Origin of the sequence: Streptomyces sp. NBC_00287 (assembly GCF_036173105.1) — a bacterium.
GTDB lineage: Bacteria > Actinomycetota > Actinomycetes > Streptomycetales > Streptomycetaceae > Streptomyces.
This window is the reverse complement of record NZ_CP108053.1, coordinates 2,426,225-2,450,186: the sequence shown is the minus strand read 5'-3', so window position 1 is coordinate 2,450,186 and position 23,962 is coordinate 2,426,225. Positions and strand designations below refer to the sequence as shown.

Here is a 23,962-nt window from a genome sequence, read left to right as displayed (position 1 = left end):
CCACCGAGAACCCGCGCCCCCAGAACAACAGCAACCAGGCAGACGCGAAGGAACCATCACTCGCGTGGCCCCTGCAAAGACGCCGCCACCCACCCGCGCCCGTCAGGATGCGGGCATGGGCATACACATACGCCACCGCCGGACGGCACACGCGGCAAACGCCAGCACCCCCCGCATCCCCACCGACCGGACGGCAACCCTCCTCCTATGGGCGGAGCTCACCGCAATACGGGTTCCTCGCCGGAGGCCGACACCGACGCGGACAGCGACCCCGGCACAGGACGCCACACCCTGACCCCCACGGCGTACACCAGCACCCCCAGCACCAGCCCGGCCCCCGCCCCGAAACACAGGGTCGGAATCAGCTCCCAGGGCTTCGCACGAGACCCCCAGTACGCCCACCACCGCACCGCCCGCAGCACCGCGAACACCGTCGCGCAACCGAAGAGCACGGCCCACGCCACCCACCGGTCCCGCGAGGACAGCACCGGCACCCCGACCGGCGAGACCCCCACCGGAATCCGCCGTAGCGCGACCACCAAGAACCCCGCGATGGCGACCGCCGCCACCGCCGAACCGCCGTACTGCAGATACCAGTACAAGGGGGACCCCGCGAACGACTCCCCGAGGACGGGGAACAGCCGCATCCCCCACCGGTCGAGATGCGTGAACGCGTCCCACACGACATGGGTGAGCGCACCGAGGACCGCGGAGACGTACCACCACAGCAGCAGATCCGCCCGCACACGCGCGCGTGGCGCACCGCAGCGCAGCAGCGCGGACATACGGCCCTGCCGAGCGGGCGGCAACAGCGCCACCAACGGCTCGCGCACCAGCAGCCACAGCCCCACCAACGCCCAGGTGATGGCCACATCCACCGTGAATACGCCCGCGAAGGAGTGCGTGACGTCACCGAACTCCATCGCGCCGGGCACGGCGCTGGCCGCGTAGTAGGTCATGTCGGGACCGAACGACCCCGCCACGAGGACGACCGGTACCAGCCGGCCCCGGCCCGTTCCGTCGGTGCGCACGGCGGGCAGCACGGCCGCCGCATGGCTCAGGGTGAACGGCACCGACGCTCCTCGCTGGGGCTGTGATCGACCCGCCCAGTATCACGCATGGCCAACTGGTGAATATCGGACGCGAACGGGTGCCCGAGGCGCGGAAGTTGTCGTAGGGTCACTTGGGTTGGCGCGCGGGGAGCGCGGTCGACGTACGAACAAAAACGGACGGATGCTCGCGGGCCCGTCACCGAACGGGCGCACGAGCGCAACCGCCACGGCGGGTCGTTCGTCACAACAGGGCGACGGGACAGACAGAGACGGGCGCTCGGGCGTCCACGGGAGGGGTTCACTCTATGTCGGCGCAATTCGGCAGGAGGCTGTACAAGGGTGCGGCCACCGCCGCCGTGGCCGCACTCGCGGTCGCGGCGCTGTCCGGCTCCCAGGCTCCCGGAGTGACGGTCGACGACCAGGGCAGACGGAGCACCTCCGACGCCCAGCCCACACCCGACGCCGCCGACGACAGCGCGACCGGCAACTCGCCGTACTACACGGACCTGCCGCCCCTCGACAGCCCCAAGCCCTCGCCGAGCGCGGGCGGAACGGACACCACGGACTCCGAGTCCGGGATACCCGCGACCGTTCTGGACGCCTACAAGCAGGCCGCCGCCTCGCTCCAGGACTCCAAGCCCGGCTGCAACCTCCCCTGGGAGCTGCTCGCCGCCATCGGCCACGTCGAGTCCGGCCACGCGCGCGGCGGCCGGGTGAACGCCGACGGCACCACGACCTCCCCGATCCTCGGCCCGCAACTCAACGGCGTCGGCTTCGCGAACATCAGCGACACCGACGGCGGCGCCTACGACGGGGACAGCTCGTACGACCGTGCTGTGGGGCCGATGCAGTTCATCCCGTCCACCTGGGAGTGGGCGGGCCGCGACGGCAACGGCGACGGCGAGAAGGACCCCAACAACGTCTACGACGCCGCGCTCTCCGCGGGCCACTACCTGTGCCGCTTCGACTGGGACCTGTCCGACCCGTCGGACCTCAAGAGCGCGATACTCAGCTACAACAACTCGACGGACTACCTGAACACCGTCCTGGCGTGGCTGGAGCACTACCGCAAGGGCGTCGACGAGATCCCCGACGGCACCGGCACCGTCCCCGAGGACCGCAGCGACGACGGCGACGGCGCCCGGACCCAGCCGTCGCCCCCGGCCTCCCAGCCGCCGAGCACGACGCCGCCCACCACGTCCCCGCAGACGACGCCGCCGCCGAGCACGCCGCCTTCCACACCCCCGCCCACGACGCCTCCGACGACTCCACAGACGCCCACCGACACGGTGGACCGCCTGGAGGACGCCGAGACCGCCAAGCTCACGGCGATGGCGGGCGACGCCTTCGGGGAGAAGATCAGCACCCGTGCCGAGACCTCGGCCGGCAAGGGCGTCGGCAAGGTGCGGATCCGCTTCACCATCGTCGGCGACACCGACACCACCTTCACCGGCGGCGAGAAGTACGCCACCGCCCTCACCAACAGCAGCGGTACGGCCGTGGCTCCCGCGCTCCAGGCGGGCGAGGAGACCGGCGAGTTCATCGTCCGGGCGACCGTAGTGGGCCGCTCGGTGCCCGGCCTCGACTACACGGCCACGGTCACCGAACGCGCCGCCGACACCCTCGCCCGGACCGGCGAGGCGGCCCTGACCTGCATCCCGGGCGGCGAGTTCGCCGACCAGGTGGAGGTGAAGGCCACCTACAAGGGCGCCGTCGCCGATGGAGTCGCGGCCACCGCCACCCTGATCAAGTCGGCGGACGACCCGGCCGAGAACGACAAGGGCCCCTACTTCAAGGACGCCGAGGGCAAGCCCGTACGCACCCTGACCGGCCTGGAGACGGACGCCGACGGCCTGCTGAAGCTGCCGAAGCTGTACGCCGACGACACCACCGGCACCTTCCTGCTCCGTATCAACACCGCGGGCGGCGCGACGCTGACGGTCGAACTGACCGTGGCGGCGGCCGAGTCGTCGTCGCCCACCCCGTCGGCGAGCCCCAGCGCATAAGTACGGCCCAGGCGGCGTCCCTCCAGTGCGGAGGGGCGCCGTCGTCGTGTGCAACGTGTTCTCATCTCGCCCGCCCGTTGCTACGGTGCCGGACCTGACGAAGTATCAGCTCCGTGGGGAGGCACCGTGCGCGCCCTGATCGCCGCCGCGACCGGTCTCGCCGTCGCGCTCGCCCTGGTCTTCACGCTCACCGCGCTCGGCTCCCCGGCCGGTGAGACCTCCCCCGAGCCGCTGCTGACGACGGTGCCATCACACCCGTAACCGCCCGGGAGGGAGGCCGAGATGCGCCGCAAGGCCAGTCTGATCCTGCTCGCCTTCGCCGTGTTCTTCGCCGCGCTGTCCCCGATGCTGCGCTGGTACGCCTTCCCGCGCCTGGCCAAGATCCCCGCGAACCAGTACCAGGACATGGTCCTGGAGGCGAAGGACGCCACCCTTCTCGACTACGGCACGATGAAGGCGAAGAAGGTCTCCAAGGTCACCATCGTGCAGACCCTGAAGGGCAATGTGGAGGCCTCCGAGAAGATCGAGAAGACGGCGGGCCGGGACGTGGTCGTCTGGGACGGCCTCTCCTATGTGCAGGGCCCCGACGGCAAGATGGTCTCCCAGATCCCCGAGCGCTATATCTTCGACGCCCACACCCAGGAACCCGTCCACGCCACGGGCGAGATGGTCGACGGCGACCCCGTGCGCCGCGAGGGCATCGAGTTCAAGTGGCCGTTCCTGACGGAGAAACGGTCCTACGAGTACTTCGACGCCCAGACCCGCACCTCCGCGCCCATCCACTACAAGGGCACCGAGGACTTCCGTGGCGTCGAGGTCTACTACTTCGAGCAGACCATCCCGTGGACGAAAGTGCCGTACCCCAAGAAGCTGCCCGTCGGCGGTGTGACGGCGGAGTCCCTCGACGAGACCGGCACCACCCGCTGGTACACCACGGTCCGCAAGTTCTGGATCGAGCCCCTCACCGGCGCCCCCGTCTACGGCGAGGAGATCCACAAGGAGGAGCTGCGCGGCGGCACCCTCCTGGGCGACCGCGACAAGGTCACGGCGTTCGCCGGGCACGTCAAGATGCGCGAGGACTACATCGACTACACGGTCGACCTGGTCAAGTCCAACCGCACCCTGGTCCTGCTGATGACGTCGTACCTCCCGTGGGGCTTCCTGACCCTCGGCATCCTCCTGCTGTCCCTCTCCCTCTACTTGGAGGCCCGCAGCCGCCGCCCGGCGGATCCGGCCCCGGAGGAGACGGTCGAACCGGAGCCGGTCAACGCCTGAGCCGCGCGGTCGTGTACCGGGTCGGCTCGGCGGTGGCGGGGTCCTCGGGCCACGGATGCTTCGGATAACGGCCGCGCAACTCCGCTCGTACGCCCTTGTAGCCGGCCTTCCAGAAGGAGGCGAGGTCGGCGGTGACGGCGGCGGGCCGGCCGGCGGGGGAGAGCAGGTGGACGAGGACGGGCACCCCGGCGAGGGACGGCGACTCGTGCAGGCCGAACATCTCCTGCAACTTCACGGCGAGGACGGGCTGTTCGGGGTTCGTGTAGTCGATCCGGATTCTGGACCCACTCGGCACGGCGAGACGCTCGGGCGCCAGCTCGTCCAGGCGTGCAGCCTCACCCGAGGCCCACGGCAGCAGCCGGCCAAGACCCTCCCCGGCACTGATCCGTCCGAGATCGCTCCGCCGCCTCGCGCGGCTCAGCTCCGGCTCCAGCCACTCCTCCACGCGCGCGTGCAGAGCATCGTCGGAGACGTCGGGCCATGGGTCGCCCAGGTGCAGATGGAGAAACGCCAGCCGCTGTCGTAGGACGAGCGCGTCCGGCGACCACCGCAGCACGCCGAGCCCCTCCTGTCGCAGTCCGTCCACAAGGGCCTCGCGTACGAGGGCGGGGTCGGCGTCGCGCAAGGGCCGTACCGTCAGTTCGATCGCGCCCAGGCGTTCCACCCGGCGCGCGACCACGTCCCCGTCGGCCCAATGGACCTCCTCGCCCTCCGTATACAGAGGAGCGGCGGCCGAGCGAGCTGTCTCCTCGTCGACCACCGCGGCGAGCTGCACACGCGCGTGGCCCTTGCCCACCGGACGGTCCGCCACTGCCACCGCGAGCCAGGGCGCCCCGCGCAACGGAGAGCCCTCGCGCAGCTCGGCCCGGGTACCGGACGCCATGAGCACCGATCCGCCCTCGACCTTGCCCACACGCTCGGGGAAGGCGAGCGCGGCCACGGCTCCGGCCAGGGCGTCATCCCCCTCTCCGGCGCCCGACTCCCCGCCGACACTCCTGAGCCGCTGTACCTCCGCCCGCCATCGCCCCGAGTAGGCGTCACCCCCACGCCGGGCGGCCCGCAGAGCAGCCGCCAGGTCGTCCCCGTACTCCCGCGGTGCCTCCTCGGACAGCAGCGCCACCACCTCGGCTCCGGCGCCGGAGGTGTCGAGCAGCGCCCGTCCCAGGCGGGGGTGGAGTCCGAGTCCGGCCAGCCGCACTCCCCGCTCGGTGGCGTGCCCGGACGCGTCGACCGCCCCGATCGCCGACAGCACCGCACGTGCTGCCGCCATCGCGCCCGCGGGCGGTGGATCCAGCAGCGCAAGACCGGCGGCTGACGGATCTCCCCAGCACGCCGTCTGCAACGCGAACGCCGTCAGATCCGCCACCTTGATCTCCGGTGAGGGGAAGCGCGGCAGCCGCGTGTCCTCCGCCTCCGCCCAGCAGCGGTACACCGCACCCGGCGCCTCCCGCCCGGCCCGGCCCGCCCGCTGACGGCCCGCCGCCTGCGAGGCTCGTACCGTCGTCAGCGCGCTCAGCCCGCGCGCGTGGTCGACGCGCGGTTCCCGCGCCAACCCGGAGTCGACCACCACCCGGACCCCGGGGACCGTAAGAGAGGACTCGGCCACGGAGGTTGCCAGGACCACCCGGCGCCCCTCCGCAGGAGCCAGCACCGCGTCCTGCACCGCCGCCGGGGCGCGACCGTGCACCTGGAGCACCTCCACACCGCCCAGGTCGCCGAGCTGTCCGGCCACCCTCGCGATCTCCCCTACACCGGGCAGGAAACACAGCACGTCCCCCTCCCGCTCGGCCAGCGCCCGCCGCACCACCGACGCCACATGCGTCAGCAGCGCCGGGTCGACGCGCATCCCGTGCGGCGGCCGTACCGGACGGGCAGGCGGCGCCCACACCACCTCCACCGGATACGAGACGCCCTCCGCCTCGACCACCGGCGCGCCGCCCAGCAGCCGGGCCCAGCCCTCCGCGTCCGTCGTCGCCGACGCGGCCACCAGCCGCAGCTCCGGCCGCAGCGCCTGCCGTACGTCCCACAGGAAGGCCGCCGTCGTGTCCGCGTCCAGATGCCGCTCGTGGCACTCGTCCAGGACCACGACGTCCACACCCGCGAGCTCCTGGTCGCGCTGGAGGCGCTGCAAGAGCACACCCGTCGTGACGACCTCCACGCGTGCGTGCCGTCCGACGACCCGCTCCCCGCGCACGGTGTAGCCGACGCTCTCGCCCACCTTCTCGCCGAGCAGCCACGCCATCCGCCGGGCGGCGGCGCGGGCGGCGATACGGCGCGGCTCCGCGACGACGACCCGCCGGGCGGGCCCTTCCCCGAGCAGCCCCGCCAGCGCCAGCGGGACGAGGGTCGTCTTGCCGGTGCCGGGCGGGGCGACGAGGACGGCGGTGCCGTGCGCCTCCAGGGCGTCGGTCAGAGAGGGCAGGGCACCGCGTACGGGAAGGGCGTCCAGGGCGTCGTAACGGATCACGCACTCAGTCTCGTACGCAGACGAAGATCGCCGTGCCCGGGATCAGGTTTCCGCGCAGCGGGGACCAGCCGCCCCACTCCGCGGTGTTCCAGGCCGGCCACTCCGGCTCCACCAGGTCGACCAGGCGCAGGTCCGCCGCCACGATGTCCCGGACGCGGTCGCCGATCGTGCGGTGGTGCTCGACGTACACCGCGCGGCCCTCCTCGTCCTGCTCGACGTACGGCGTGCGGTCGAAGTAGGAGGCGGAGATCGAGAGGCCCTCGGGGCCGGGCTCGTCGGGGAACGCCCAGCGGATGGGGTGGGTGACGGAGAAGACGAAACGGCCGCCCGGGCGCAGCACCCGGCGCACCTCACGCAGCACCAGTACCGGGTCGGCGACGAAGGGCAGCGCCCCGTACGCCGAGCAGGCCAGGTCGAAGGTGGCGTCGGCGAAGGGGAGGGCGCCCGCGTCGGCGCAGACCAGGGGGAAGGAGCCGCCGATCCGCAGCGCGTGCTGGAGCTGGCGGTGGGAGAGGTCCAGGGCGACCGGGCGGGCGCCCTGCGCGGCCAGCCAGCGCGAGCACTGGGCCGCGCCGGCCCCGATCTCCAGGACGTCCTTGCCCTTCAGTTCCTCCGGTGGGCCGAGCAGCTCCGCCTCCACCTCGTCCAGGCCCTCGGGGCCCCAGACGAAGCGGTCGTCGCCGAGGAAGGTGCCGTGCTCGACCTGGTACTCGTCCGCGTTGCGGTCCCACCAGCCCCGGTTGGCCCGGGAACTCTCCGCGACGTCGGCGGCACGCCGAGTGGCCTCCGGCTCGGCTTCCGACCCGGACGCGGCCTCGTTGGATACAGGCTCTTGGATGATCGGCTCCCTCGTCGTACTCTTCCGTCCAAACCCGTCCCCGGCGGTGTCACGAAAGGGGCGTCGTGGGCCCTGCGTGGCCTCGGGAGACAGGTTTTGTGCCGGGTATGCGGCGATCCGCCCCGGGTGTGCGCCTTCGCGCATTGACCCTGCCCGGCTGCCCCCGTATGCTACAAGTTGCGCTGCGGGCCTGCGCACCTCAGACGTAGCAGGCTGCGCTCGCATCTGTTGTATGTCCCCTCGGTTTTCGAGGCGCCATCACCAGTTTCCTGGTGGGGCGCTTCCTTGGCTGTCCGGCTTCTTCAGAGCGATACGGGCTCCCGGCGTAGCAGTACCTACGACTTCAATGTCCGCACCGGAGCCCTTTCCCACATGACGAGCAGCACCGAGACCACCGCAACCACCCCGCAGGTAGCGGTCAACGACATCGGTAACGAGGAAGCCTTCCTCGCCGCGATCGACGAGACGATCAAGTACTTCAACGACGGCGACATCGTCGACGGCGTCATCGTGAAGGTCGACCGGGACGAGGTCCTGCTCGACATCGGTTACAAGACCGAAGGCGTTATCCCGAGCCGCGAGCTCTCCATCAAGCACGACGTCGACCCCAATGAGGTCGTCGCCGTGGGCGATGAGATCGAGGCCCTGGTCCTCCAGAAGGAGGACAAGGAAGGTCGCCTCATCCTGTCCAAGAAGCGCGCTCAGTACGAGCGTGCCTGGGGCACGATCGAGAAGATCAAGGAAGAGGACGGGATCGTCACCGGTACCGTCATCGAGGTCGTCAAGGGTGGTCTCATCCTCGACATCGGCCTCCGTGGCTTCCTGCCGGCCTCTCTCGTCGAGATGCGTCGCGTCCGCGACCTCCAGCCCTACGTGGGCAAGGAGCTCGAGGCGAAGATCATCGAGCTGGACAAGAACCGCAACAACGTGGTCCTGTCCCGCCGTGCCTGGCTGGAGCAGACCCAGTCCGAGGTCCGCCAGACCTTCCTCACGACCCTCCAGAAGGGTCAGGTCCGTTCCGGCGTCGTCTCCTCGATCGTCAACTTCGGTGCCTTCGTGGACCTGGGTGGCGTCGACGGTCTGGTCCACGTCTCCGAGCTCTCCTGGAAGCACATCGACCACCCGTCCGAGGTTGTCGAGGTCGGCCAGGAAGTCACCGTCGAGGTTCTCGACGTCGACATGGACCGCGAGCGTGTCTCCCTGTCGCTGAAGGCGACCCAGGAAGACCCGTGGCAGCAGTTCGCCCGCACCCACCAGATCGGCCAGGTCGTGCCCGGCAAGGTCACGAAGCTGGTTCCGTTCGGTGCGTTCGTCCGCGTGGACGAGGGCATCGAGGGTCTGGTCCACATCTCCGAGCTGGCCGAGCGCCACGTGGAGATCCCGGAGCAGGTCGTCCAGGTCAACGACGAGATCTTCGTCAAGGTCATCGACATCGACCTCGAGCGTCGCCGGATCTCGCTGTCCCTGAAGCAGGCCAACGAGTCCTTCGGTGCCGACCCGGCGTCGGTCGAGTTCGACCCGACTCTGTACGGCATGGCTGCCTCGTACGACGACCAGGGCAACTACATCTACCCCGAGGGCTTCGACCCCGAGACCAACGACTGGCTCGAGGGCTACGAGAAGCAGCGTGAGGAGTGGGAGCGCCAGTACGCCGAGGCGCAGACCCGCTTCGAGCAGCACCAGCAGCAGGTCATCAAGAGCCGCGAGGCCGACGCTGCCGCTGCCGCCGAGGGTGGCGACGCTGCGGGTGCGGCTCCGGCCGCGGCCGGTGGCGGCGGTGGTTCGTACTCCTCCGAGGGCCCGGACAACTCCGGCGCGCTTGCCTCGGACGAGGCGCTTGCCGCGCTGCGCGAGAAGCTCGCGGGCGGCCAGAGCTGACCTCAGCTCTGGAGCTGGCTAGCAAGTGATTTGAGGGGCCGTACCTTTCGGGGTACGGCCCCTTGGTCATGCCTAGGGCGTGACGGTGATGTTCGTCAGGGCCCTGCCGCCCGTTCGCGTGTTGCTGCTGTACACCGTCGTCTTGCAGCTTCCGCTGTAGTTCGTGACGTTGATGGCCAGCTGGGTCGAGCCGGTTGCGCCCGTCAGAGTCGATTGGTTGTCCCGGAACACCGTTCCGCAGCCCCAGCCGGACTGCTGGGTGCGGACCTGGTAGCCGTCGTTCGTGGTGTTCTTGCCGGTGTTGTTCTGGACGAGGACGTTGTTGCCCTTTACGTCGACCCAGGAGTCGTCGTAGTTGGCGCCGGTCAGGCCGCTGCCGTCGAAGGTGTTGCCGATGATCTGCGCGCCCGTGGTGCCTTCCTTGATGTCGATGTTCTCGCCGCCGACATCGGGGCCGATGGTGTTGCCGATGATCTGGACGCGGTCGCTCTTGTCGGACAGCGTGTTCGCGGTCCCCACGTACACGCCCTCGCCCATGCCCCGGCCGTCGTTGCCGGTGTCGTGGATCCTCGAGTTCTTGATCACGCCGTCCGTGCTGGAGTTGCGGAAGTGGACGCCCTCCATGTCGAGGTCGTGGACCGTGACACCGTCCACCACGACGCTCCTCGCCGAGTCGATCATGATGCCCTTCTGGCCGCCGGACACGGTCAGCCCGCTGACCGTCCAGTAGGACGCGCCGTTGAGGTGGAGACCGTAGCCGCCGCCCGCCTTGAGGATCGCCCTCGATGAGCCGGCGAGCGTGATGCGGGCGCCGGACGTGGCCGCGACCGTCGTCTTGAAGTTGCCGGTGTACGTGCCGTCGGCGAGGCGGATCGTGTCGCCGGCCTGCGCCGTGCTGAGCGCCGTCTTCAACTGGGCGGCGGTGGAGACCTCGATGACCGCGGCGGTCGTGGCGGCGGCCGGGGGAGTGACCGCGGCGGCCAGGAGCAGGCCGCCCGTGGCGGTGGTCGCGGCCAGCAGGGGGGTGAGCGTGCGCATGGGGTGCCTTCCTGTCGTACGGTTCACGTACATGAACAGTGGGCAGGTGTGTGAACACCAGATGGTTCGAGAAGGTACGGACCAGCTGAGGGTGCGTCAAGGGGTCGGGAGCTGGCGGGAATGCCCTTGTCCCGTGGGGCGTTGTGCAGGGTGAACACGAGGAGGAGCGGTCACTGTGCTTGATCCGCAGGGTTTGTACGCATGGGAGCCGAAGGGCCTGGCTGTCGTCGACATGGCGCTGGCACAGGAATCGGCGGGCCTTGTCATGCTCTACCACTTCGACGGATACATCGACGCGGGCGAGACCGGCGACCAGATCGTCGACCGGCTGCTCGACTCGCTGCCCCACCAACTCGTGGCCCGGTTCGACCACGACCGGCTCGTGGACTACCGCGCCCGCCGCCCGTTGCTGACGTTCAAGCGCGACCGCTGGGCCGACTACGAGGTCCCGGCCATCGAGGTACGACTCGTCCAGGACGCCACCGGAGCGCCCTTCCTGCTGCTGTCCGGTCCCGAGCCGGACGTGGAGTGGGAGCGCTTCGCCGCCGCCGTGCAGCAGATCGTGGAGCGGCTCGGAGTCCGGCTGTCCGTGAACTTCCACGGGATCCCCATGGGCGTCCCGCACACCCGCCCCGTCGGCCTCACCCCGCACGGCAACCGCACCGACCTCGTCCCGGGCCACCGCAGCCCCTTCGAGGAGGCGCAGGTGCCGGGCAGCGCCGAGTCGCTGCTGGAGTACCGCCTGATGGAGGCCGGCCACGAGGTCCTCGGCGTCGCCGCGCACGTGCCGCACTACATCGCGCGTTCCCCGTACCCGGACGCCGCCCTGACCGTCCTGGAGTCCATCACGGCCGCGACCGGCCTGGTCCTCCCGGGCATCGCGCACGCCCTGCGCACGGACGCCCACCGCACCCAGACCGAGATCGACCGCCAGATCCAGGAGGGCGACGAGGAACTGGTGGCGCTGGTCCAGGGACTTGAGCACCAGTACGACGCGGCGGCGGGGGCCGAGACCCGGGGCAACATGCTCGCCGAGCCCGTGGAAATCCCCTCGGCGGACGAGATCGGGCGCGAGTTCGAGCGGTTTCTGGCCGAGCGCGAAGGCGACAACTGACAGGTTCTAAGCTTGGCCGCATGTTGAAAGTTGGCCTGACCGGCGGCATCGGTGCCGGCAAGAGCGAGGTGTCACGGCTGCTCGTGGCCTGCGGTGCCGTGCTGATCGACGCGGATCGCATCGCGCGGGAGGTCGTGGCACCGGGGACACCCGGGCTCGCCGCGATCGTCGAGGCCTTCGGCGAGGACGTGTTGGCCGAGGACGGGAGCCTGGACCGCCCCAAGCTGGGCTCCATCGTCTTCGCCGACCCCGACAAGCTCGCCGTACTGAACTCGATCGTGCACCCCCTGGTCGGCGCCCGCTCCCGCGAGTTGGAGCAGGCCGCCGCCGAGGACGCCGTCGTGGTCCACGATGTGCCGCTGCTGACGGAGAACGGTCTGGCGCCGCTGTACGACCTCGTGGTCGTCGTCGACGCCAGTCCGGAAACCCAGCTCGACCGGCTGGTGAGGCTGCGCGGGATGACCGAGGAGGACGCCCGCGCCCGGATGGCCGCCCAGGCGACGCGGGAGAAGCGCCGGGAGATCGCCGACATCGTCATCGACAACGACGTACCACTGGAAGAGCTCCAGCAACGGGTGCGGGACGTATGGGACGAGCTGAAGCACAGGGCCCACGCGCCTCAGGAATAGCGAGCCCTCGGCGGGGCGTTGAAGCCCTTCAGTGAGGGAAGGACTCTGCCGTGCCCGAGACCAGCGGATCGACCGGACGTACTCCGGAGACGCATGTCATCGATTTCCGTGCCGCCGAGCATCTGCTCGCCGCGCGGGATCCGCGGGGCGCGGTGAAACTGCTCGACGGTGTCATCGCCGCGCACCCCGAGAACACCGCCGCACGGCTGCTGCGCGCGCGTGCCTTCTTCGCGGCCGCGCAACTGCGGCCCGCCGAGCTGGAGTTCACCATCGTCCTGGAGCGTGAGCCGGACAACGCGTTCGCGCACTTCGCGCTCGCCCGCACCTACGAGCGGCAGGCCCGGCACGACCAGGCCAAGCGCCACTTCCGGCTGGCGGCGGCGCTGGACCCCAACCCGCAGTACATCAAGGCGGCGCGGTTCGAGTCCTGAGCGTCAGCGGCTGCCCGGCGGGTTGTACGGCGGGACGTCCCGGCCCGGCTGGTAGTGCGGGCCCTGGCGGATGTGCCGGACGATGAAGAACATGTCCACGGCGACGACCAGCGCCAGGACCCCGCAGGCCACGGCCCAGCCGGTACGGTCCGCCAGCGCGAAGGCGGCCGTACCGAAGACCGCCCAGACCAGCCCCCACACACTCAGCCAGAACCGCGTGCGCAGCGCACTGCGCGCGGTCGTGGGTTCACTGCCCGTACGCATCCGGATCACTACTCCTCCTTCGGAACGTACTCTTCGAAGGGCCGTTCACAAAGAGGGGGTGTGTGTCGTGCCGCTGCCGGATGCCGACGAGCTGCCCGAGACGCTGATCGATCTCGCCGTACCCCACGAGGACATCGGCGTCCTGGTCCGGATGCGCCGAAGGGTCACCGACGATCCCGAGCTCAGACGGTTTCTGGAGGCGTCGGTCGAGGAGCTGGTCCGGGACATGGGGACGATCGGCGCGCGGGTCGAACTGCCCGAGCTGGACTGGCCCGCCGGGCCTTTGCAGCGCTGCTTCCCCGCGTACGTCTTCGTCGCGGCGCTGCCCTGCACGCGTGCGTACCACCGCGAACGCGGAATCCCCGCCGAGGTGACCCGGCGCACCCTCGCCGACCTGGGCCGGAACATGGCCGTCCACCGCCGCCGGTACGGCCGGGCGGGCGTGCAGGCCCCGAGATGGCTCACCCATCACTTCCGTGGGGAGCTGTACCAGCTGGGGCGGCTCCAGTTCGAGCGGACGCGTACCGGGCAGATGTTCGCCGCGGACGGTCTGGAGCCGGACACGCCCTGTCTCAACCTTCACATCCCCGACTTCCACGGGCCGTTGACCCCGGCCGCCTGCGACCGCTCCCTGGCGCTGGCCCGGGAGTTCTTCGCCCGGCACTTTCCCGAGGAGCCGTACTCGGCCGCGATGTGCCACTCCTGGTTGCTCGATGCGCAGCTCAAGCGGTATCTGCCGGCCGATTCCAACATCGTGCGCTTCCAGGAGCGGTTCCGGATCAGCGGTGACGACTCCGAGGAGGCCGATACCGAGCCGGTGCAGTTCGTGTTCGGCGACCCCGATCTGCCGGTCGAGGGGCTGCCGCGGCGGACGGCGGTGGAGCGGGCGGTGGGGGACCATCTGCGGGCGGGCGGTCACTGGTACATCGGGCACGGCTGGTTCCCGATTGAGGGCCCAACTTCCGCCGGGGGCCGATGAGTTTCGGAGCATCCCGCGGTCTATCTCTGTGACAGCGACACCGACCGCCGTACACAGGAGACCCCGATGTCCGAGACCACCGCTCCCGTCCCCGTCATTGCCGAGTCCGCGACCGCCCGTGGGCGCCGCGCCCGGATCGCCCTGCGCGGGCTGCAGATCCTGCTCGCGCTGTTCTTCGCCTTCGCGAGCGCCCTGCCGAAGCTGATCGCACACTCCACGGCCGTCGAGGCCTTCGACGAGCTGGGCTGGGGCAGCGCGGGCATGTACACCATCGGCGCCCTCGAACTCGCCGGAGCCGTCGCCCTGTTGATCCCGGTGCTGCAGTCGGTGGCGGGGATCGCGCTGAGCGGGCTGATGGTCGGCGCGTTCGTCGTCACGCTCACCGCCTTCGACGGGGAGAACGCGGCCACGCCGCTCATCCTGATCATTCCGCTCGCCCTCATCGCCTGGGCGCGGCGCGGCCACAACGCGGAGCTGCTCCGGCTGGTGCGGCGGGTGTGACGCGCCGCGTACGTACGGTGACGGCTGCGTCCGACGGGCCCCGGGCCCGGCTCGGACGCGGCCGCTGCCGTACGTCCGTCCCCGTCAGCGCACCTTGGGGCTGCTGCCCTGCTCCAGCGCGCGCAGACGTTCCAGCTCGCGGCGGTCCCGCTTGGTGGGGCGGCCGGCGCCGCGGTCGCGGATCCCGGCCGGGGCGACGGCCTCGCGGGGCGGTGGCGGCGGGGAGTTGTCGACGTAGCACTGGACCGCGACCGGGGCGCCGACCCGCTTGCGGATCAGACGCTTGACCACGACGATCCGCTCCCGGCCCTCGTGCCGCAGCCGCACCTCGTCGCCGACGCGCACCGAGTGAGCGGGCTTGACCCGCTCGCCGTTCACCCGCACATGGCCGCCCTTGCAGGCGGCGGCGCCCGCCGAACGCGTCTTGATCAGCCGCACCGCCCAGATCCAGCTGTCGACGCGCACGCTCTCACCGGACTGCGGCCCGGCGGCCACGGCGGCGGCCTCGGCTGCGGCCGCGGCGGTCTCCTCAGCGGGGCCGCTAGCCTTGTCCTCGTCACCTTCGGAAGCCATGTCTTCGACCTTAGTCGCTGAGCCGGACGGCCGACCTGGCCTTTTCGGCGGGCTTACGGTGGAGGCATGGACGCCCTCGTCGCACTGGACCGGCGGATCGCGGGCTGCCGGGCCTGTCCTCGGCTGGTGGCCTGGCGGGAGGAGGTGGCCCGGACCAAGCGGGCGGCCTTCGCCGGCCAGACGTACTGGGGGCGCCCGGTACCGGGATTCGGCCCGTCGGAAGCCCGGCTGCTGATCGTCGGGCTCGCCCCGGCCGCGCACGGCGGAAATCGCACCGGGCGGATGTTCACCGGCGACCGCTCCGGGGACGTGCTGTACCAGGCGCTGTACGACGTGGGCCTCGCGTCGCAGCCCACAGCGGTCGCGGCCGACGACGGACTGGAGCTGTACGGCGTCCGCGTGACCTCACCCGTGCACTGCGCCCCGCCCGCCAACAAGCCCACGCCCGAGGAGCGCGACACCTGTCGGCCCTGGCTGCTGCAGGAGCTGCGGCTGCTGCGGCCGACGCTGCGGTCGGTCGTGGTGCTCGGCGCGTTCGGCTGGCAGGCGACGCTGCCCGCGCTGGCGGAGGCGGGCTGGACGGTGCCCCGGCCGAGGCCGGTCTTCGGGCACGGGGTGCGGGTGCCGCTCGACGGCCTCGGCCTCTTCGGCTGCTTCCACGTCAGCCAGCGCAACACCTTCACCGGCCGGCTCACGCCCGCGATGCTGCGGGAGGTGCTGCGGACGGCGGCTCAGGAGGCGGGGCTCTCGGTGTCCTCGCCGAACAGATGCCGGACCGTCGACTCGTAGTTGGCCCGAACGTGGCTCAGCGCGTGCGCCCGGGCGCGGTCCGGGTCGCCGGAGGCGATGGCCTCGTACAACTCGCGGTGTTCGGTGAGGAGTTGCGGCCATTCCTCGTTGCGCCGGGTGAGCCAGCGCAGGCGGCCGTCGACCGGTTCCATGATCGAGATCAGCAGGCTGTTGCCGGCCAGGGCGAGGATGCGGTCGTGGAAACGGGTGTTGACGTCGGTGATCGTCTCGGCGTCCCCGGCCTCGGTGGCGGCGGCAGCGCTCTCCAGCAGCTTCCGCAACTCGGCCAGGGCCTCCGGGGTGGCCCGGTCCGCGGCCAGGCCCGCCGCGTACACCTCCAACGCCTCGCGCAGCTCGAAGAGTTCCTTGACGTCGGTCGGGGTCAGCCGGCGTACGACCGTGCGGCGCGCGGACTCGAAGAGGACGAAGCCCTCGGCGACCAGGGCCCGGATCGCCTCCCGGACCGGCACCCTGGACACCCCGAACCGCTCGGCAAGCTCGCGCTCCACCAGCCGGTCGCCGGGCCGTAGCCGACCCGCGATGATCTCCTGCCGCAGCGTGGCAAGGACGCGTTCGCGTACCGCGCCGAGGGGTTCGATCTTCGTCATGGGCCCATCTTCGCCGACTCCGGGGGTCTTTTACGGAGCGTTAACAGCAGGGATATCTGTCGGAACGGTTGACGGAGGGACCATGTCAGCAGTTTGGTATACCAAACACGCTTGCAAAGCAGTCCTCCGTCCCCCTTCCTGGAGGCCCCGTGTCCCTCGCCGACCGTGCCGAAGCCACCGGCACAGCAGCGTTCGTCCCCGATCCCCGGCTCACCAACGAAGACCTCGCCCCCGCGGGCAAGCGCAACTGGAAGGTCTTCGACCTCTTCGCCCTGTGGATGTCGGACGTCCACAACCTGGGCAACTACACCTTCGCCGCAGGCCTGTTGGTCCTCGGCATGAATGTATGGCAGGTCTTCACGTCCCTGCTCGTCGGCTTCGTGCTCATCTACGTCGGCATGAACTGGATGGGGAAGATCGGCCAGCGCCACGGCGTGCCCTTCCCCGTCGTCAGCCGGATCAGCTTCGGCGTCTGGGGCGCCAACATCCCGGCGCTGATCAGGGCCGTGATCGCCATCATGTGGTACGGCATCCAGACCTACCTCGCGTCGGTCGCGGTCAACGTCATGCTGCTCGCCGCCTGGCCGGGCCTGGAGTCCTGGACCCACAGCTCCTTCCTCGGCCTGGACGCGCTCGGCTGGGTCTCCTTCGTCTCCCTCTGGCTGATCCAGGCGCTGATCATCAGTCAGGGGATGGAGTCCGTACGGAAGTTCCAGGACTTCTGCGGTCCCGCGATCTGGCTGGTGATGATCGCGCTGGCGGTATGGGTGTTGTGGAAGGCCGGCTGGACCATCTCCCTCACCACCACCCCGCACCCGGTCTCCGTCGGCGAGCAGTGGCGGCAGTGGTTCGGCGCGATCGGCCTGATCCTCGCCACGTACGGCACGCTGATGCTCAACTTCTGCGACTTCTCCCGCTTCTCACCGGACTACCGCACCGTCCGGCGCGGCAATTTCTGGGGCCTGCCCATCAACTCCACGGCGTTCGTGGTGGTTTCGGTGATCGTGACGGCCGGTTCGCTGGAGGTGTTCGGCGAGGCGATCACGGATCCGGCGGAGCTGGTGGCGAAGGTGGGCAACACCTGGGTGCTGGTGCTGGCGGCCCTGACCTTCGCCATTGCCACGATGGGCGTCAACATCGTCGCCAACTTCGTCTCACCGGCGTACGACCTGGCCAACGTCTGGCCCCAGAAGATCACCTTCAAGGTCGGCGGCCTGATCAGCACGGTCGCGGCGCTGCTCGTGACCCCCTGGAACCTCTTCTCGAACCCGACGGTCGTGAACTACTTCCTGGGCGGCCTCGGCGCCTTCCTGGGCCCGCTGTTCGGCGTGATCATGGTCGACTACTACCTGGTCAAGCGTGGCCGCGTGGACGTGGACGCGCTGTTCTCCGCCGAGCCCGGCTCCCGCTACTACTACCGCAAGGGCGTCAACCCCAAGGCGCTGTGGGCGTTCCTGCCGGCCGCGGGGGTCGCGGCGGTGCTGGCGCTGGTGAAGACGTTCAGCGATGTGGCGCCGTACTCGTGGTTCATCGGTACGGCGCTGGCGGCGGGACTGTATCTGGTGCTGTGCCGCGATGAGCGGGCGCGGGTGGAGGGCTGAGCGGGTGCGGATCGTCGTCACCAACTGCAACACCACGCAGGAGATGACCGAGGAGATCGTACGAGGTGCCCGGGCCGCCGCAGGCCCGGGCACCACCGTGACCGGACTGACCCCGTCCTGGGGACCGGAGTCGGCGGAGGGCTGGCTGGACAGCTACCTGTCGGCGGCGGCGGTCCTGGACGCGCTGCGGACGTACGAGGGCCCTTACGACGCCGTGGTCATGGCCGGGTTCGGTGAGCACGGGCGGGAAGGCGTGCGGGAGTTGGTCGACGTCCCCGTCGTGGACATCACCGAGGCGGCGGCGCATCTGGCGTGTCTGCTGGGGCGGCGGTACGGGGTGGTCACCACGCTGGAGCGGTCGTGCGGCCAGATCGAGGACAGCCTGGAGCTGGCGGGCGTGGGGCGGAACTGTGTGGGCGTGGTCGGGACCGGGCTGGGGGTCCTGGAGTTGGGGGACGCAGAGCGCACGGAGGCGGCGTTTCTCGCGGCGGCCGAGCGGGTGCGGGAGGCGGGGGCCGAGGTGCTGGTGCTGGGGTGTGCGGGGATGACGGGGCTGCAGCGGGCGGTGGGGGAGAAGCTGGGGGTGCCGGTGGTGGACGGGGTGGGGGCGGGGGTGCGGCTGGCGGAGTCGCTGGTGGGGTTGGGGTTGAGGACGAGCAGGGTGGGGGCGTACGGGAGGCCGCTGCGGAAGAGGAGGGAGTGGGGGCGGTCGTAGCTATGGCTTCCACACATACCGGACGTCCGGCTCGCGCTCCTCGTTGTCGCTGCCGTCGGTGTACTCGACGGCGACGAAGCCGTGGCGTTCGTAGAAGCGGTGGGCGGGCTTGTTGATCTGGAAGGTCCACAGGTTCAGCCCCTGCGGGCTGCGCTCCTTGGCGAGTTGGACGAACCGGTCGCCGAGGCCGCGGCCGCGCCAGTCGGGTTCGAGGTAGAGCTGGGAGAGCAGCTCGCCGTGGAGAACCATGACGCCGACGAGTGCGCCGTCGGCGTCAGCCACCCACGTGTCCTGGCGGGGGACGACGAACTCGCGGAAGTAGTCGCGGACTTCGTCGTCCGAGCGCGGTCGTACGACGGTCGGCAGCGCGGCGTTGAAGGAGCGCAGCCAGACGTCGGCGACGGCGCGGGCGTCGTGGGCAGTGGCTCTGCGCAGGGTGATCACCGGGCTTCCTCCGGTACGACCGCCGTGGCCGTGATCTCCACCAGCTGCCCGGTATAGCCGAGGCAGGCGACGCCGATGAGGGTGGAGGAGTGCGGCCCGGTGCTGAGGCCGGACGCCTCGACGACCTCCCATACGGAGGACAGTACGGAGGTCTCGCTGCTGACGACGTACACGTCGGTGGACAGTACGTGCGCCAAGTCGCTCCCGACGGCTTTCAGTTGCTCTTCGAGATTGGCGATCACCTGCTGGGCCTGCCGTACGGGATCCCCCTCGCCGACGATCTTCCCCTCGGCGTCGAGCGGTACGGAACCGGCGAGGAAGGCGAGCCTGGTACCGGCCTCGACGACGGAGGCGTGGGAGTAGGTCGGGGGAGGGAAGAGGGCGGGGTTGGTGACGCGCTTGATCACGGCGGCTCCCGGGGCGATACGGCGAACGGCGGACAACCCACCGATCTTCGGGGGCGGGAACCGGCACCGCATCCGATTTTCCGTTCCGACGGATAACCATTCGACACGTGTGCCTTGTCCCGCAAGCCTGTATCCCAGCCATGTCACGCACCGTCCACCACGTCCCGAACCGCCACCGCACCGGCCCGCCCTACTGGCCGCACGGCACGGCGGGCCCCTGCACGGCCCACTTTCTCGCTGAACTCCGTTATTCGCACGAGGAGTTGTCGAAGGCCGCGCGCGAGGGCCGTCGCCCCCGACCGAAGCCGGTGACACCGAGCTTCGCCGCGTACACATACCCCCGGGGCCTGGGCAACCGCTGGACGAGCCAGTACGAGTCGATGGCGAGAGCGGCGCTCCGGTCCTTCCGTACAACGGCCCTCAAGCACCTACGGGCAGCCGCCCCCCTTGCCACAGCGGCCGAAACCCTGGACCACCCACCGACCCGGCACCGCCACCGCGACCTCTGGGAGGCCTGAGCGACATGCCCGACTTTCTCGAATCGACGGCTGACCGCCTGGCCGCCCTCCCCACGGTGCACGCGGTAGCCCTCGGCGGCTCCCGCGCTCAGGGCACGGAACGACCGGACAGCGACTGGGACTTGGCGATCTACTACCGAGGCCCCTTCGCCCCGGCCGACCTGCGCGCGGTGGGCTGGGACGGGGAGGTCTCCGAGATCGGCGACTGGGGCGGCGGCGTCTTCAACGGAGGCGCCTGGCTGACGATCGACGGCCACCGAGTGGACGTCCACTACCGCGATCTCGACGTAGTCGAACATGAACTCGCGGAGGCGGAACAGGGGCGCTTCCGGGTGGAGCCACTGCTGTTCCATCTGGCCGGGATCCCGAGTTACTTGGTGGTCGCGGAACTGGCGATCAACCGGGTGCTACGGGGGGAGCTGCCCCAGCCGAGCGAGTACCCGGAAAAGCTCCGGCCCACGGCGAGCGAGCGCTGGTACGGCACCGCCCGGGCCACGCTCGCCTACGCCGAGGCCAACCATGTCGGGGCGGGCCGTCGTACCGAGCTCGCGGGTGCCGTCGCCACCGCCGCCGCGCAGACCGGACACGCGGTGCTGGCGGCGCGCGGGGAGTGGGTGACCAACGAGAAGCGGCTGTTGGAGCGCGCGGGGCTGCGGGGCGTCGACGACGTCATCGGGGTCTTGGCAGCGGGGCGTGAGCCGTTGAGCCGGGTGGCTGCCGAAGCGGGGCGGCTGTTCGAGCGGGCGATGGAGGCCGCGACATCATTGCGTTCATAAAGAACGTGGCGTTACCAAGCATTGTCACGCGGGGGTAATACGCCCGTTCCGCAATCTCCAAGTTCGCGATCTACGGTCGAACCCACCCCGAAGCCCGGCCACCGTCGCCCGAAGGCATACCCCGCCCTCGTTCCGACAGGAGCCCCGTGTCGCGCCCCGCGTTCGTACTGCCGCCCTGGCTTGCTCATGCTCTTCGCGCTCAGCGAGGGCCCGTTCCGTGGAGTGCCGTGGTGCGGGGTGGGCTGTCGGCGGGCGTTCTCCTGCTTGGTGCCGTTCTTGCCGGTCACGCTTCCGTCGGGGTGGTGGCCGCCATCGCCGCCATGCTCGCCGGGATCAATGACCGGCCCGGCAGTCGGCGGGCGGCCGTCCGGCGAATGGGGGTGCCTGCGGTTGCGGGGGCCGGGGGGTTGTTGGTCGGGACCTACGGTGGGGAGGGCCTGGGGGCCGTCGGGATTACTCTGCTGCTCACTCTCGTCGGGCTGTTCGCCGGGAGTGTCAGTGCCGTCGGGCCCGTCGCCTCCGGTGCCGGTACTCAGTTGCTCGTCGCTTCTGCGATCGGCGCCGGGATGCCCTTGCCGGAGGCGGGGTGGCAGCGGGCGCTCGCCTTTCTGGGTGGGGCCGGGTGGCTGTTGGTGCTGCGGCTCGTGCTGCCGAGTCCCGGGTCCTTCGTCGGTGACTTCCGGTTCGACGGGGAGCGGGACGCCGTCGCGGCTGTCTATGACGCCATCGCCGGCCTGCTCGACGCCGCGGGGACCGACGGTGCCGGCGCTCGGCGGGTCGCCCTCACCGCCGCGCTCGATCATGCTCAGGACGCCCTCGCCGGGCCCCGGCTGCGGCGGTTTGCCTCCTCGTCCGCCGAGCGGCGGCTGCATGCGCAGTACGCCGCCGCGCTTCCCCTCGCCGAGGCGGCCACCGCGCTCGCCTGGGTGGGGGAGGCCGTACCGGAGCGGGCCGCGCAAGGGCCGCGGCGGCTCGCCTCCGCCGTACGCGCCAACACGCCCACCGGGCCGCTGCCCGCGCCGTCTCGGAGCGCGCCCGCTCTGCGTGCCCTGGACGACGCCCTGCTGCATGCCGCCGAGGCCTTCGACCGGACCGAGGGCGGGGACGATCTGCACACCCGGCAGCGGTCCGTCTCGTCGCTGCTCCGGACCGTCTTCGGTGCCGGAGGGCGGGAGTACGGGCTTCGGGTCGCCCTCTGCTTCGGCGCCAGCTCCGCCGTGGCGCAGGCCTTGTACCACTCCCACTGGTACGGGCAGCACACGCACTGGTACTGGCTGCCCGCCACCGCCGTCTTCCTCGTCAAGCCCGATCTCGGGCCGCTGGTGTCCAGGGTGCTGTGCCGGGCCGCCGGGACCGTGCTCGGGGCCCTGCTCTTCGCCGGGTTCGCCGCGGTGCTGCCCCGGCCGGAGGGGCTCATCGTGCTGGTCGCCGTCTGCGGTGCGCTCATTCCCGTCGCCACGCGGCACTTCGCCGCGCAGACCGCCGTCGTCACGCTCCTCGTCCTGGCGCTGGTCATGGTGGGCGGTGAGCCGCAGGCCTCCGCCGGACGGATCGGGGAGACGCTGCTGGCCTGCGCGATCGTGCTCGTCGTAGGACATCTGCCGATGCCCGGGCAGCGGGGTGGGGGAGTGCGGGCACGGCTGGGGGCTGCGGAGAGTGCGGCGCGGGCGTATCTCGCGCATGTGCTGCGCGAGACCGACAGCCGCGAGACCGAGAGCCGTGGCTCCGACAGTCGCGGCTCCGACACCCGCTCCACCCGCTGGACCCTCCGCCGAGAGGCCTACCGCACGCTCGCCGAAGCCCGTGCCGCCATCGCCCTCGCCGCCGCCGAACTCCCGCCGCTCGCCCGGCACTCGGAGGGCACGGAAAAGGTGGCCGGTGCACTCGAACGGCTCGTCGACACCACCACCGCCTGCGCCGTCCACCTCGACGACTCGGGCCGGCTCACACCCCGGTACGCCCAGCAGCTCGCCGGGGCGCTGGATGAGCTCGCCGTACTGCGACGCGCTAGCTGACCCGCACCCACACCGGTGCGTGATCCGACCCCGGCTCCCCGCGGCGTTCCGCCGGATCCGCGCCGATCGACGGCAGGTGCGGGGCGTCCACGCCGGGCAGGCCCGTGCCGGCCTCCGTCACGCGGTGGACCAGGCGGTGGCTCAGCAGCACGTGGTCGATCAGCTCGCGTCGGCCGGAATTGATGCGGGAGAAGCGCTGCTCGGCGGGGATCAGGGGCGCGATGTTCCACAGACGCGCCGCGTCACCCTTGTCCGGGTTCTCGAAGCCCGGGGTGCCGATCTCCGAGCCGGGCGGGCCCAGCAGGATCTGGGTCGTGGCCGCCTGGACCTCGTCGTTCAGGTCGCCGAGGACCGCCACGTCCCGCTCCTGGCCCTCGCCCGCCAGCAGCTCGTCCGCGAGTGCGCGCAGCGCCGTCGCCTCCGCCGCCCGCCGGTAGAGCGCGTACGCCCCGAAACGGGCCCGCTCGCCCTCGTCCCGCGGCTGGAAACGGTCCCCGGGATAGGTCAGCAGCTTCGACTTCAGATGGCAGACCGCTACGCGCAAGGACCCCGCCTCCACCGCCAGGAAGCCCCGGCCCGCCTCCCGCGTCTCCCCGCCCGTGTCGTCCACCTGGACCGCCCGCAGCTTCGGCGGGAACGCCGTCGTGTCGGCCAGCACCCGCAGCGGCACCCTGCTGATGAACCCGACCCGTATCTCCCGGCCGTCGGGATGGGACGAGAGCGCCGTGTGCCAGTCGCCGCCCACCATCTCGACCAGGTCCCGCAGTGCCGCCGGATCGCCGACCTCCTGGACGCCGAGCAGCGTCGGGTGGAGCTCCGTGATCACGGCGGCCAGGGCGGCCAGTTTGGTCTCGTAGGCGGCCTTGTCCTTGGGGCCCGACGGGCCGCCGGGCAGAAAGAGGTTCTCCAGGTTCCAGGTGCCGAGGAGCATGCCGGGCCCTTTCCGGAAGCCGTTGTGGTGAGGCCAGAGTGCTCGTTCGACCGGGGCCGCGACAGGGCGACGACGACATGCGCGGTTCGGCTCACACGACGCCGGTACGCCGT

25 protein-coding genes are annotated in these 23,962 nt (G+C 70.8%); 15 read left to right on the top strand and 10 right to left on the bottom strand.

Features of this window, described 5'->3' with window-relative positions; translation table 11 throughout:
• Window positions 1–218: 218 nt before the first annotated feature.
• A complete protein-coding gene (locus OHT76_RS11205) occupies window positions 219–1,073 on the bottom strand; it encodes a DUF4184 family protein (protein ID WP_328870625.1) in 855 nt (284 codons plus the stop codon).
• 284 nt (window positions 1,074–1,357) lie between these two features.
• Here OHT76_RS11205 and OHT76_RS11200 point away from each other — a divergent pair, with 284 nt between their 5' ends.
• The 3 genes from OHT76_RS11200 to OHT76_RS11190 all read left to right on the top strand — a co-directional run bounded on the left by OHT76_RS11200 (window position 1,358) and on the right by OHT76_RS11190 (window position 4,333).
• Complete coding sequence (locus OHT76_RS11200; protein ID WP_328870624.1) at window positions 1,358–3,058, top strand: lytic transglycosylase domain-containing protein; 1,701 nt, start codon at window positions 1,358–1,360, stop codon at window positions 3,056–3,058.
• Between the two features lie 126 nt (window positions 3,059–3,184).
• On the top strand, window positions 3,185–3,319 hold the full coding sequence (locus OHT76_RS11195; RefSeq protein WP_328870623.1) for an SPW_0924 family protein: 135 nt from the start codon (window positions 3,185–3,187) through the stop codon (window positions 3,317–3,319).
• A gap of 21 nt (window positions 3,320–3,340) precedes the next feature.
• On the top strand, window positions 3,341–4,333 hold the full coding sequence (locus tag OHT76_RS11190; RefSeq protein WP_328870622.1) for a DUF3068 domain-containing protein: 993 nt from the start codon (window positions 3,341–3,343) through the stop codon (window positions 4,331–4,333).
• Here the strand turns inward: OHT76_RS11190 and hrpB are convergent.
• Both hrpB and OHT76_RS11180 read right to left on the bottom strand, forming a co-directional pair.
• Entirely contained in the window at window positions 4,323–6,800 is a 2,478-nt protein-coding gene (gene hrpB / locus OHT76_RS11185) for an ATP-dependent helicase HrpB (protein ID WP_328870621.1), read from the bottom strand. The genes OHT76_RS11190 and hrpB overlap by 11 nt on opposite strands.
• A gap of 4 nt (window positions 6,801–6,804) precedes the next feature.
• A complete protein-coding gene (locus OHT76_RS11180; RefSeq protein WP_328870620.1) occupies window positions 6,805–7,782 on the bottom strand; it encodes a class I SAM-dependent methyltransferase in 978 nt (325 codons plus the stop codon).
• A gap of 228 nt (window positions 7,783–8,010) precedes the next feature.
• On the opposite strand from OHT76_RS11180, the gene rpsA reads away from it, so the two are divergent.
• The gene (gene rpsA / locus OHT76_RS11175) at window positions 8,011–9,516 is read left to right on the top strand and encodes a 30S ribosomal protein S1 (protein WP_328870619.1); all 1,506 of its coding nucleotides are present in this window, start codon (window positions 8,011–8,013) and stop codon (window positions 9,514–9,516) included.
• Window positions 9,517–9,588: 72 nt separating this feature from the next.
• Here rpsA and OHT76_RS11170 read toward each other — a convergent pair whose 3' ends face one another.
• Complete coding sequence (locus OHT76_RS11170; protein WP_328870618.1) at window positions 9,589–10,554, bottom strand: right-handed parallel beta-helix repeat-containing protein; 966 nt, start codon at window positions 10,552–10,554, stop codon at window positions 9,589–9,591.
• 175 nt (window positions 10,555–10,729) lie between these two features.
• On the opposite strand from OHT76_RS11170, the gene OHT76_RS11165 reads away from it, so the two are divergent.
• The 3 genes from OHT76_RS11165 to OHT76_RS11155 are packed head-to-tail and all read left to right on the top strand — an operon-like array spanning window position 10,730 to window position 12,728.
• Window positions 10,730–11,668 (top strand): PAC2 family protein, encoded by a 939-nt coding sequence (locus OHT76_RS11165; protein ID WP_328870617.1) that lies wholly within the window; start codon window positions 10,730–10,732, stop codon window positions 11,666–11,668.
• 20 nt (window positions 11,669–11,688) lie between these two features.
• Window positions 11,689–12,297 carry a dephospho-CoA kinase gene (coaE, locus tag OHT76_RS11160; RefSeq protein ID WP_328870616.1) on the top strand — a complete coding sequence of 203 codons (609 nt, stop codon included), beginning with the start codon at window positions 11,689–11,691 and terminating at the stop codon, window positions 12,295–12,297.
• A gap of 50 nt (window positions 12,298–12,347) precedes the next feature.
• Window positions 12,348–12,728, top strand: a complete 381-nt coding sequence (locus OHT76_RS11155) for a tetratricopeptide repeat protein (RefSeq protein ID WP_328870615.1) — start codon at window positions 12,348–12,350, stop codon at window positions 12,726–12,728.
• A 3-nt stretch (window positions 12,729–12,731) separates the two neighbouring features.
• Here the strand turns inward: OHT76_RS11155 and OHT76_RS11150 are convergent, their stop codons facing one another.
• The gene (locus OHT76_RS11150; protein ID WP_328870614.1) at window positions 12,732–12,992 is read right to left on the bottom strand and encodes a DUF6343 family protein; all 261 of its coding nucleotides are present in this window, start codon (window positions 12,990–12,992) and stop codon (window positions 12,732–12,734) included.
• Between the two features lie 67 nt (window positions 12,993–13,059).
• Between OHT76_RS11150 and OHT76_RS11145 the strand changes: the two genes are divergently transcribed.
• Together OHT76_RS11145 and OHT76_RS11140 are read left to right on the top strand one after the other, a co-directional pair.
• A complete protein-coding gene (locus OHT76_RS11145) occupies window positions 13,060–13,971 on the top strand; it encodes an acyltransferase domain-containing protein (protein WP_328870613.1) in 912 nt (303 codons plus the stop codon).
• A gap of 66 nt (window positions 13,972–14,037) precedes the next feature.
• Window positions 14,038–14,472, top strand: a complete 435-nt coding sequence (locus OHT76_RS11140; protein WP_328870612.1) for a DoxX family protein — start codon at window positions 14,038–14,040, stop codon at window positions 14,470–14,472.
• An 84-nt stretch (window positions 14,473–14,556) separates the two neighbouring features.
• On the opposite strand, the gene OHT76_RS11135 is transcribed toward OHT76_RS11140, so the two are convergent.
• Window positions 14,557–15,045 carry an RNA-binding S4 domain-containing protein gene (locus OHT76_RS11135; RefSeq protein ID WP_328870611.1) on the bottom strand — a complete coding sequence of 163 codons (489 nt, stop codon included), beginning with the start codon at window positions 15,043–15,045 and terminating at the stop codon, window positions 14,557–14,559.
• A gap of 66 nt (window positions 15,046–15,111) precedes the next feature.
• On the opposite strand from OHT76_RS11135, the gene OHT76_RS11130 reads away from it, so the two are divergent.
• Window positions 15,112–15,834 carry a uracil-DNA glycosylase gene (locus tag OHT76_RS11130; protein ID WP_328870610.1) on the top strand — a complete coding sequence of 241 codons (723 nt, stop codon included), beginning with the start codon at window positions 15,112–15,114 and terminating at the stop codon, window positions 15,832–15,834.
• Here OHT76_RS11130 and OHT76_RS11125 read toward each other — a convergent pair.
• Complete coding sequence (locus tag OHT76_RS11125) at window positions 15,777–16,442, bottom strand: GntR family transcriptional regulator (RefSeq protein ID WP_328870609.1); 666 nt, start codon at window positions 16,440–16,442, stop codon at window positions 15,777–15,779. The genes OHT76_RS11130 and OHT76_RS11125 overlap by 58 nt on opposite strands.
• A gap of 149 nt (window positions 16,443–16,591) precedes the next feature.
• Here OHT76_RS11125 and OHT76_RS11120 point away from each other — a divergent pair, with 149 nt between their 5' ends.
• Both OHT76_RS11120 and OHT76_RS11115 read left to right on the top strand, forming a co-directional pair.
• Window positions 16,592–18,043, top strand: a complete 1,452-nt coding sequence (locus OHT76_RS11120) for an NCS1 family nucleobase:cation symporter-1 (protein ID WP_328870608.1) — start codon at window positions 16,592–16,594, stop codon at window positions 18,041–18,043.
• 4 nt (window positions 18,044–18,047) lie between these two features.
• Complete coding sequence (locus OHT76_RS11115) at window positions 18,048–18,758, top strand: aspartate/glutamate racemase family protein (protein ID WP_328870607.1); 711 nt, start codon at window positions 18,048–18,050, stop codon at window positions 18,756–18,758.
• Here OHT76_RS11115 and OHT76_RS11110 read toward each other — a convergent pair whose 3' ends face one another.
• The gene (locus tag OHT76_RS11110) at window positions 18,759–19,202 is read right to left on the bottom strand and encodes a GNAT family N-acetyltransferase (RefSeq protein WP_328870606.1); all 444 of its coding nucleotides are present in this window, start codon (window positions 19,200–19,202) and stop codon (window positions 18,759–18,761) included. It abuts the gene before it with no gap.
• Window positions 19,199–19,609 (bottom strand): RidA family protein, encoded by a 411-nt coding sequence (locus OHT76_RS11105; protein WP_328876505.1) that lies wholly within the window; start codon window positions 19,607–19,609, stop codon window positions 19,199–19,201. The genes OHT76_RS11110 and OHT76_RS11105 overlap by 4 nt, the downstream gene beginning before the upstream one ends.
• A gap of 140 nt (window positions 19,610–19,749) precedes the next feature.
• On the opposite strand from OHT76_RS11105, the gene OHT76_RS11100 reads away from it, so the two are divergent.
• The 3 genes from OHT76_RS11100 to OHT76_RS11090 all read left to right on the top strand — a co-directional run bounded on the left by OHT76_RS11100 (window position 19,750) and on the right by OHT76_RS11090 (window position 22,918).
• Window positions 19,750–20,127: a hypothetical protein gene (locus OHT76_RS11100; RefSeq protein WP_328870605.1), complete on the top strand. Its 378-nt coding sequence runs from the start codon at window positions 19,750–19,752 to the stop codon at window positions 20,125–20,127.
• 5 nt (window positions 20,128–20,132) lie between these two features.
• Complete coding sequence (locus tag OHT76_RS11095) at window positions 20,133–20,903, top strand: nucleotidyltransferase domain-containing protein (protein WP_328870604.1); 771 nt, start codon at window positions 20,133–20,135, stop codon at window positions 20,901–20,903.
• A gap of 146 nt (window positions 20,904–21,049) precedes the next feature.
• The gene (locus tag OHT76_RS11090; protein WP_328870603.1) at window positions 21,050–22,918 is read left to right on the top strand and encodes an FUSC family protein; all 1,869 of its coding nucleotides are present in this window, start codon (window positions 21,050–21,052) and stop codon (window positions 22,916–22,918) included.
• Here OHT76_RS11090 and OHT76_RS11085 read toward each other — a convergent pair.
• Window positions 22,911–23,849: an endonuclease/exonuclease/phosphatase family protein gene (locus OHT76_RS11085; RefSeq protein WP_328870602.1), complete on the bottom strand. Its 939-nt coding sequence runs from the start codon at window positions 23,847–23,849 to the stop codon at window positions 22,911–22,913. The two genes, OHT76_RS11090 and OHT76_RS11085, sit on opposite strands and share 8 nt — an antisense overlap.
• Between the last annotated feature and the right edge of the window lie 113 nt (window positions 23,850–23,962).

What these genes read in the sequence shown, in the direction of transcription:
- OHT76_RS11200 (WP_328870624.1), top strand. Translation starts at nt 1,358, where the DNA reads ATGTCGGCGCAATTCGGCAGGAGGCTGTACAAGGGTGCGGCCACCGCC.
- OHT76_RS11190 (WP_328870622.1), top strand. Translation starts at nt 3,341, where the DNA reads ATGCGCCGCAAGGCCAGTCTGATCCTGCTCGCCTTCGCCGTGTTCTTC.
- OHT76_RS11180 (WP_328870620.1), bottom strand. Translation starts at nt 7,782, where the DNA reads ATGCGCGAAGGCGCACACCCGGGGCGGATCGCCGCATACCCGGCACAA.
- rpsA (WP_328870619.1), top strand. Translation starts at nt 8,011, where the DNA reads ATGACGAGCAGCACCGAGACCACCGCAACCACCCCGCAGGTAGCGGTC.
- OHT76_RS11170 (WP_328870618.1), bottom strand. Translation starts at nt 10,554, where the DNA reads ATGCGCACGCTCACCCCCCTGCTGGCCGCGACCACCGCCACGGGCGGC.
- coaE (WP_328870616.1), top strand. Translation starts at nt 11,689, where the DNA reads ATGTTGAAAGTTGGCCTGACCGGCGGCATCGGTGCCGGCAAGAGCGAG.
- OHT76_RS11150 (WP_328870614.1), bottom strand. Translation starts at nt 12,992, where the DNA reads ATGCGTACGGGCAGTGAACCCACGACCGCGCGCAGTGCGCTGCGCACG.
- OHT76_RS11140 (WP_328870612.1), top strand. Translation starts at nt 14,038, where the DNA reads ATGTCCGAGACCACCGCTCCCGTCCCCGTCATTGCCGAGTCCGCGACC.
- OHT76_RS11135 (WP_328870611.1), bottom strand. Translation starts at nt 15,045, where the DNA reads ATGGCTTCCGAAGGTGACGAGGACAAGGCTAGCGGCCCCGCTGAGGAG.
- OHT76_RS11130 (WP_328870610.1), top strand. Translation starts at nt 15,112, where the DNA reads ATGGACGCCCTCGTCGCACTGGACCGGCGGATCGCGGGCTGCCGGGCC.
- OHT76_RS11125 (WP_328870609.1), bottom strand. Translation starts at nt 16,442, where the DNA reads ATGACGAAGATCGAACCCCTCGGCGCGGTACGCGAACGCGTCCTTGCC.
- OHT76_RS11100 (WP_328870605.1), top strand. Translation starts at nt 19,750, where the DNA reads ATGTCACGCACCGTCCACCACGTCCCGAACCGCCACCGCACCGGCCCG.
- OHT76_RS11095 (WP_328870604.1), top strand. Translation starts at nt 20,133, where the DNA reads ATGCCCGACTTTCTCGAATCGACGGCTGACCGCCTGGCCGCCCTCCCC.
- OHT76_RS11085 (WP_328870602.1), bottom strand. Translation starts at nt 23,849, where the DNA reads ATGCTCCTCGGCACCTGGAACCTGGAGAACCTCTTTCTGCCCGGCGGC.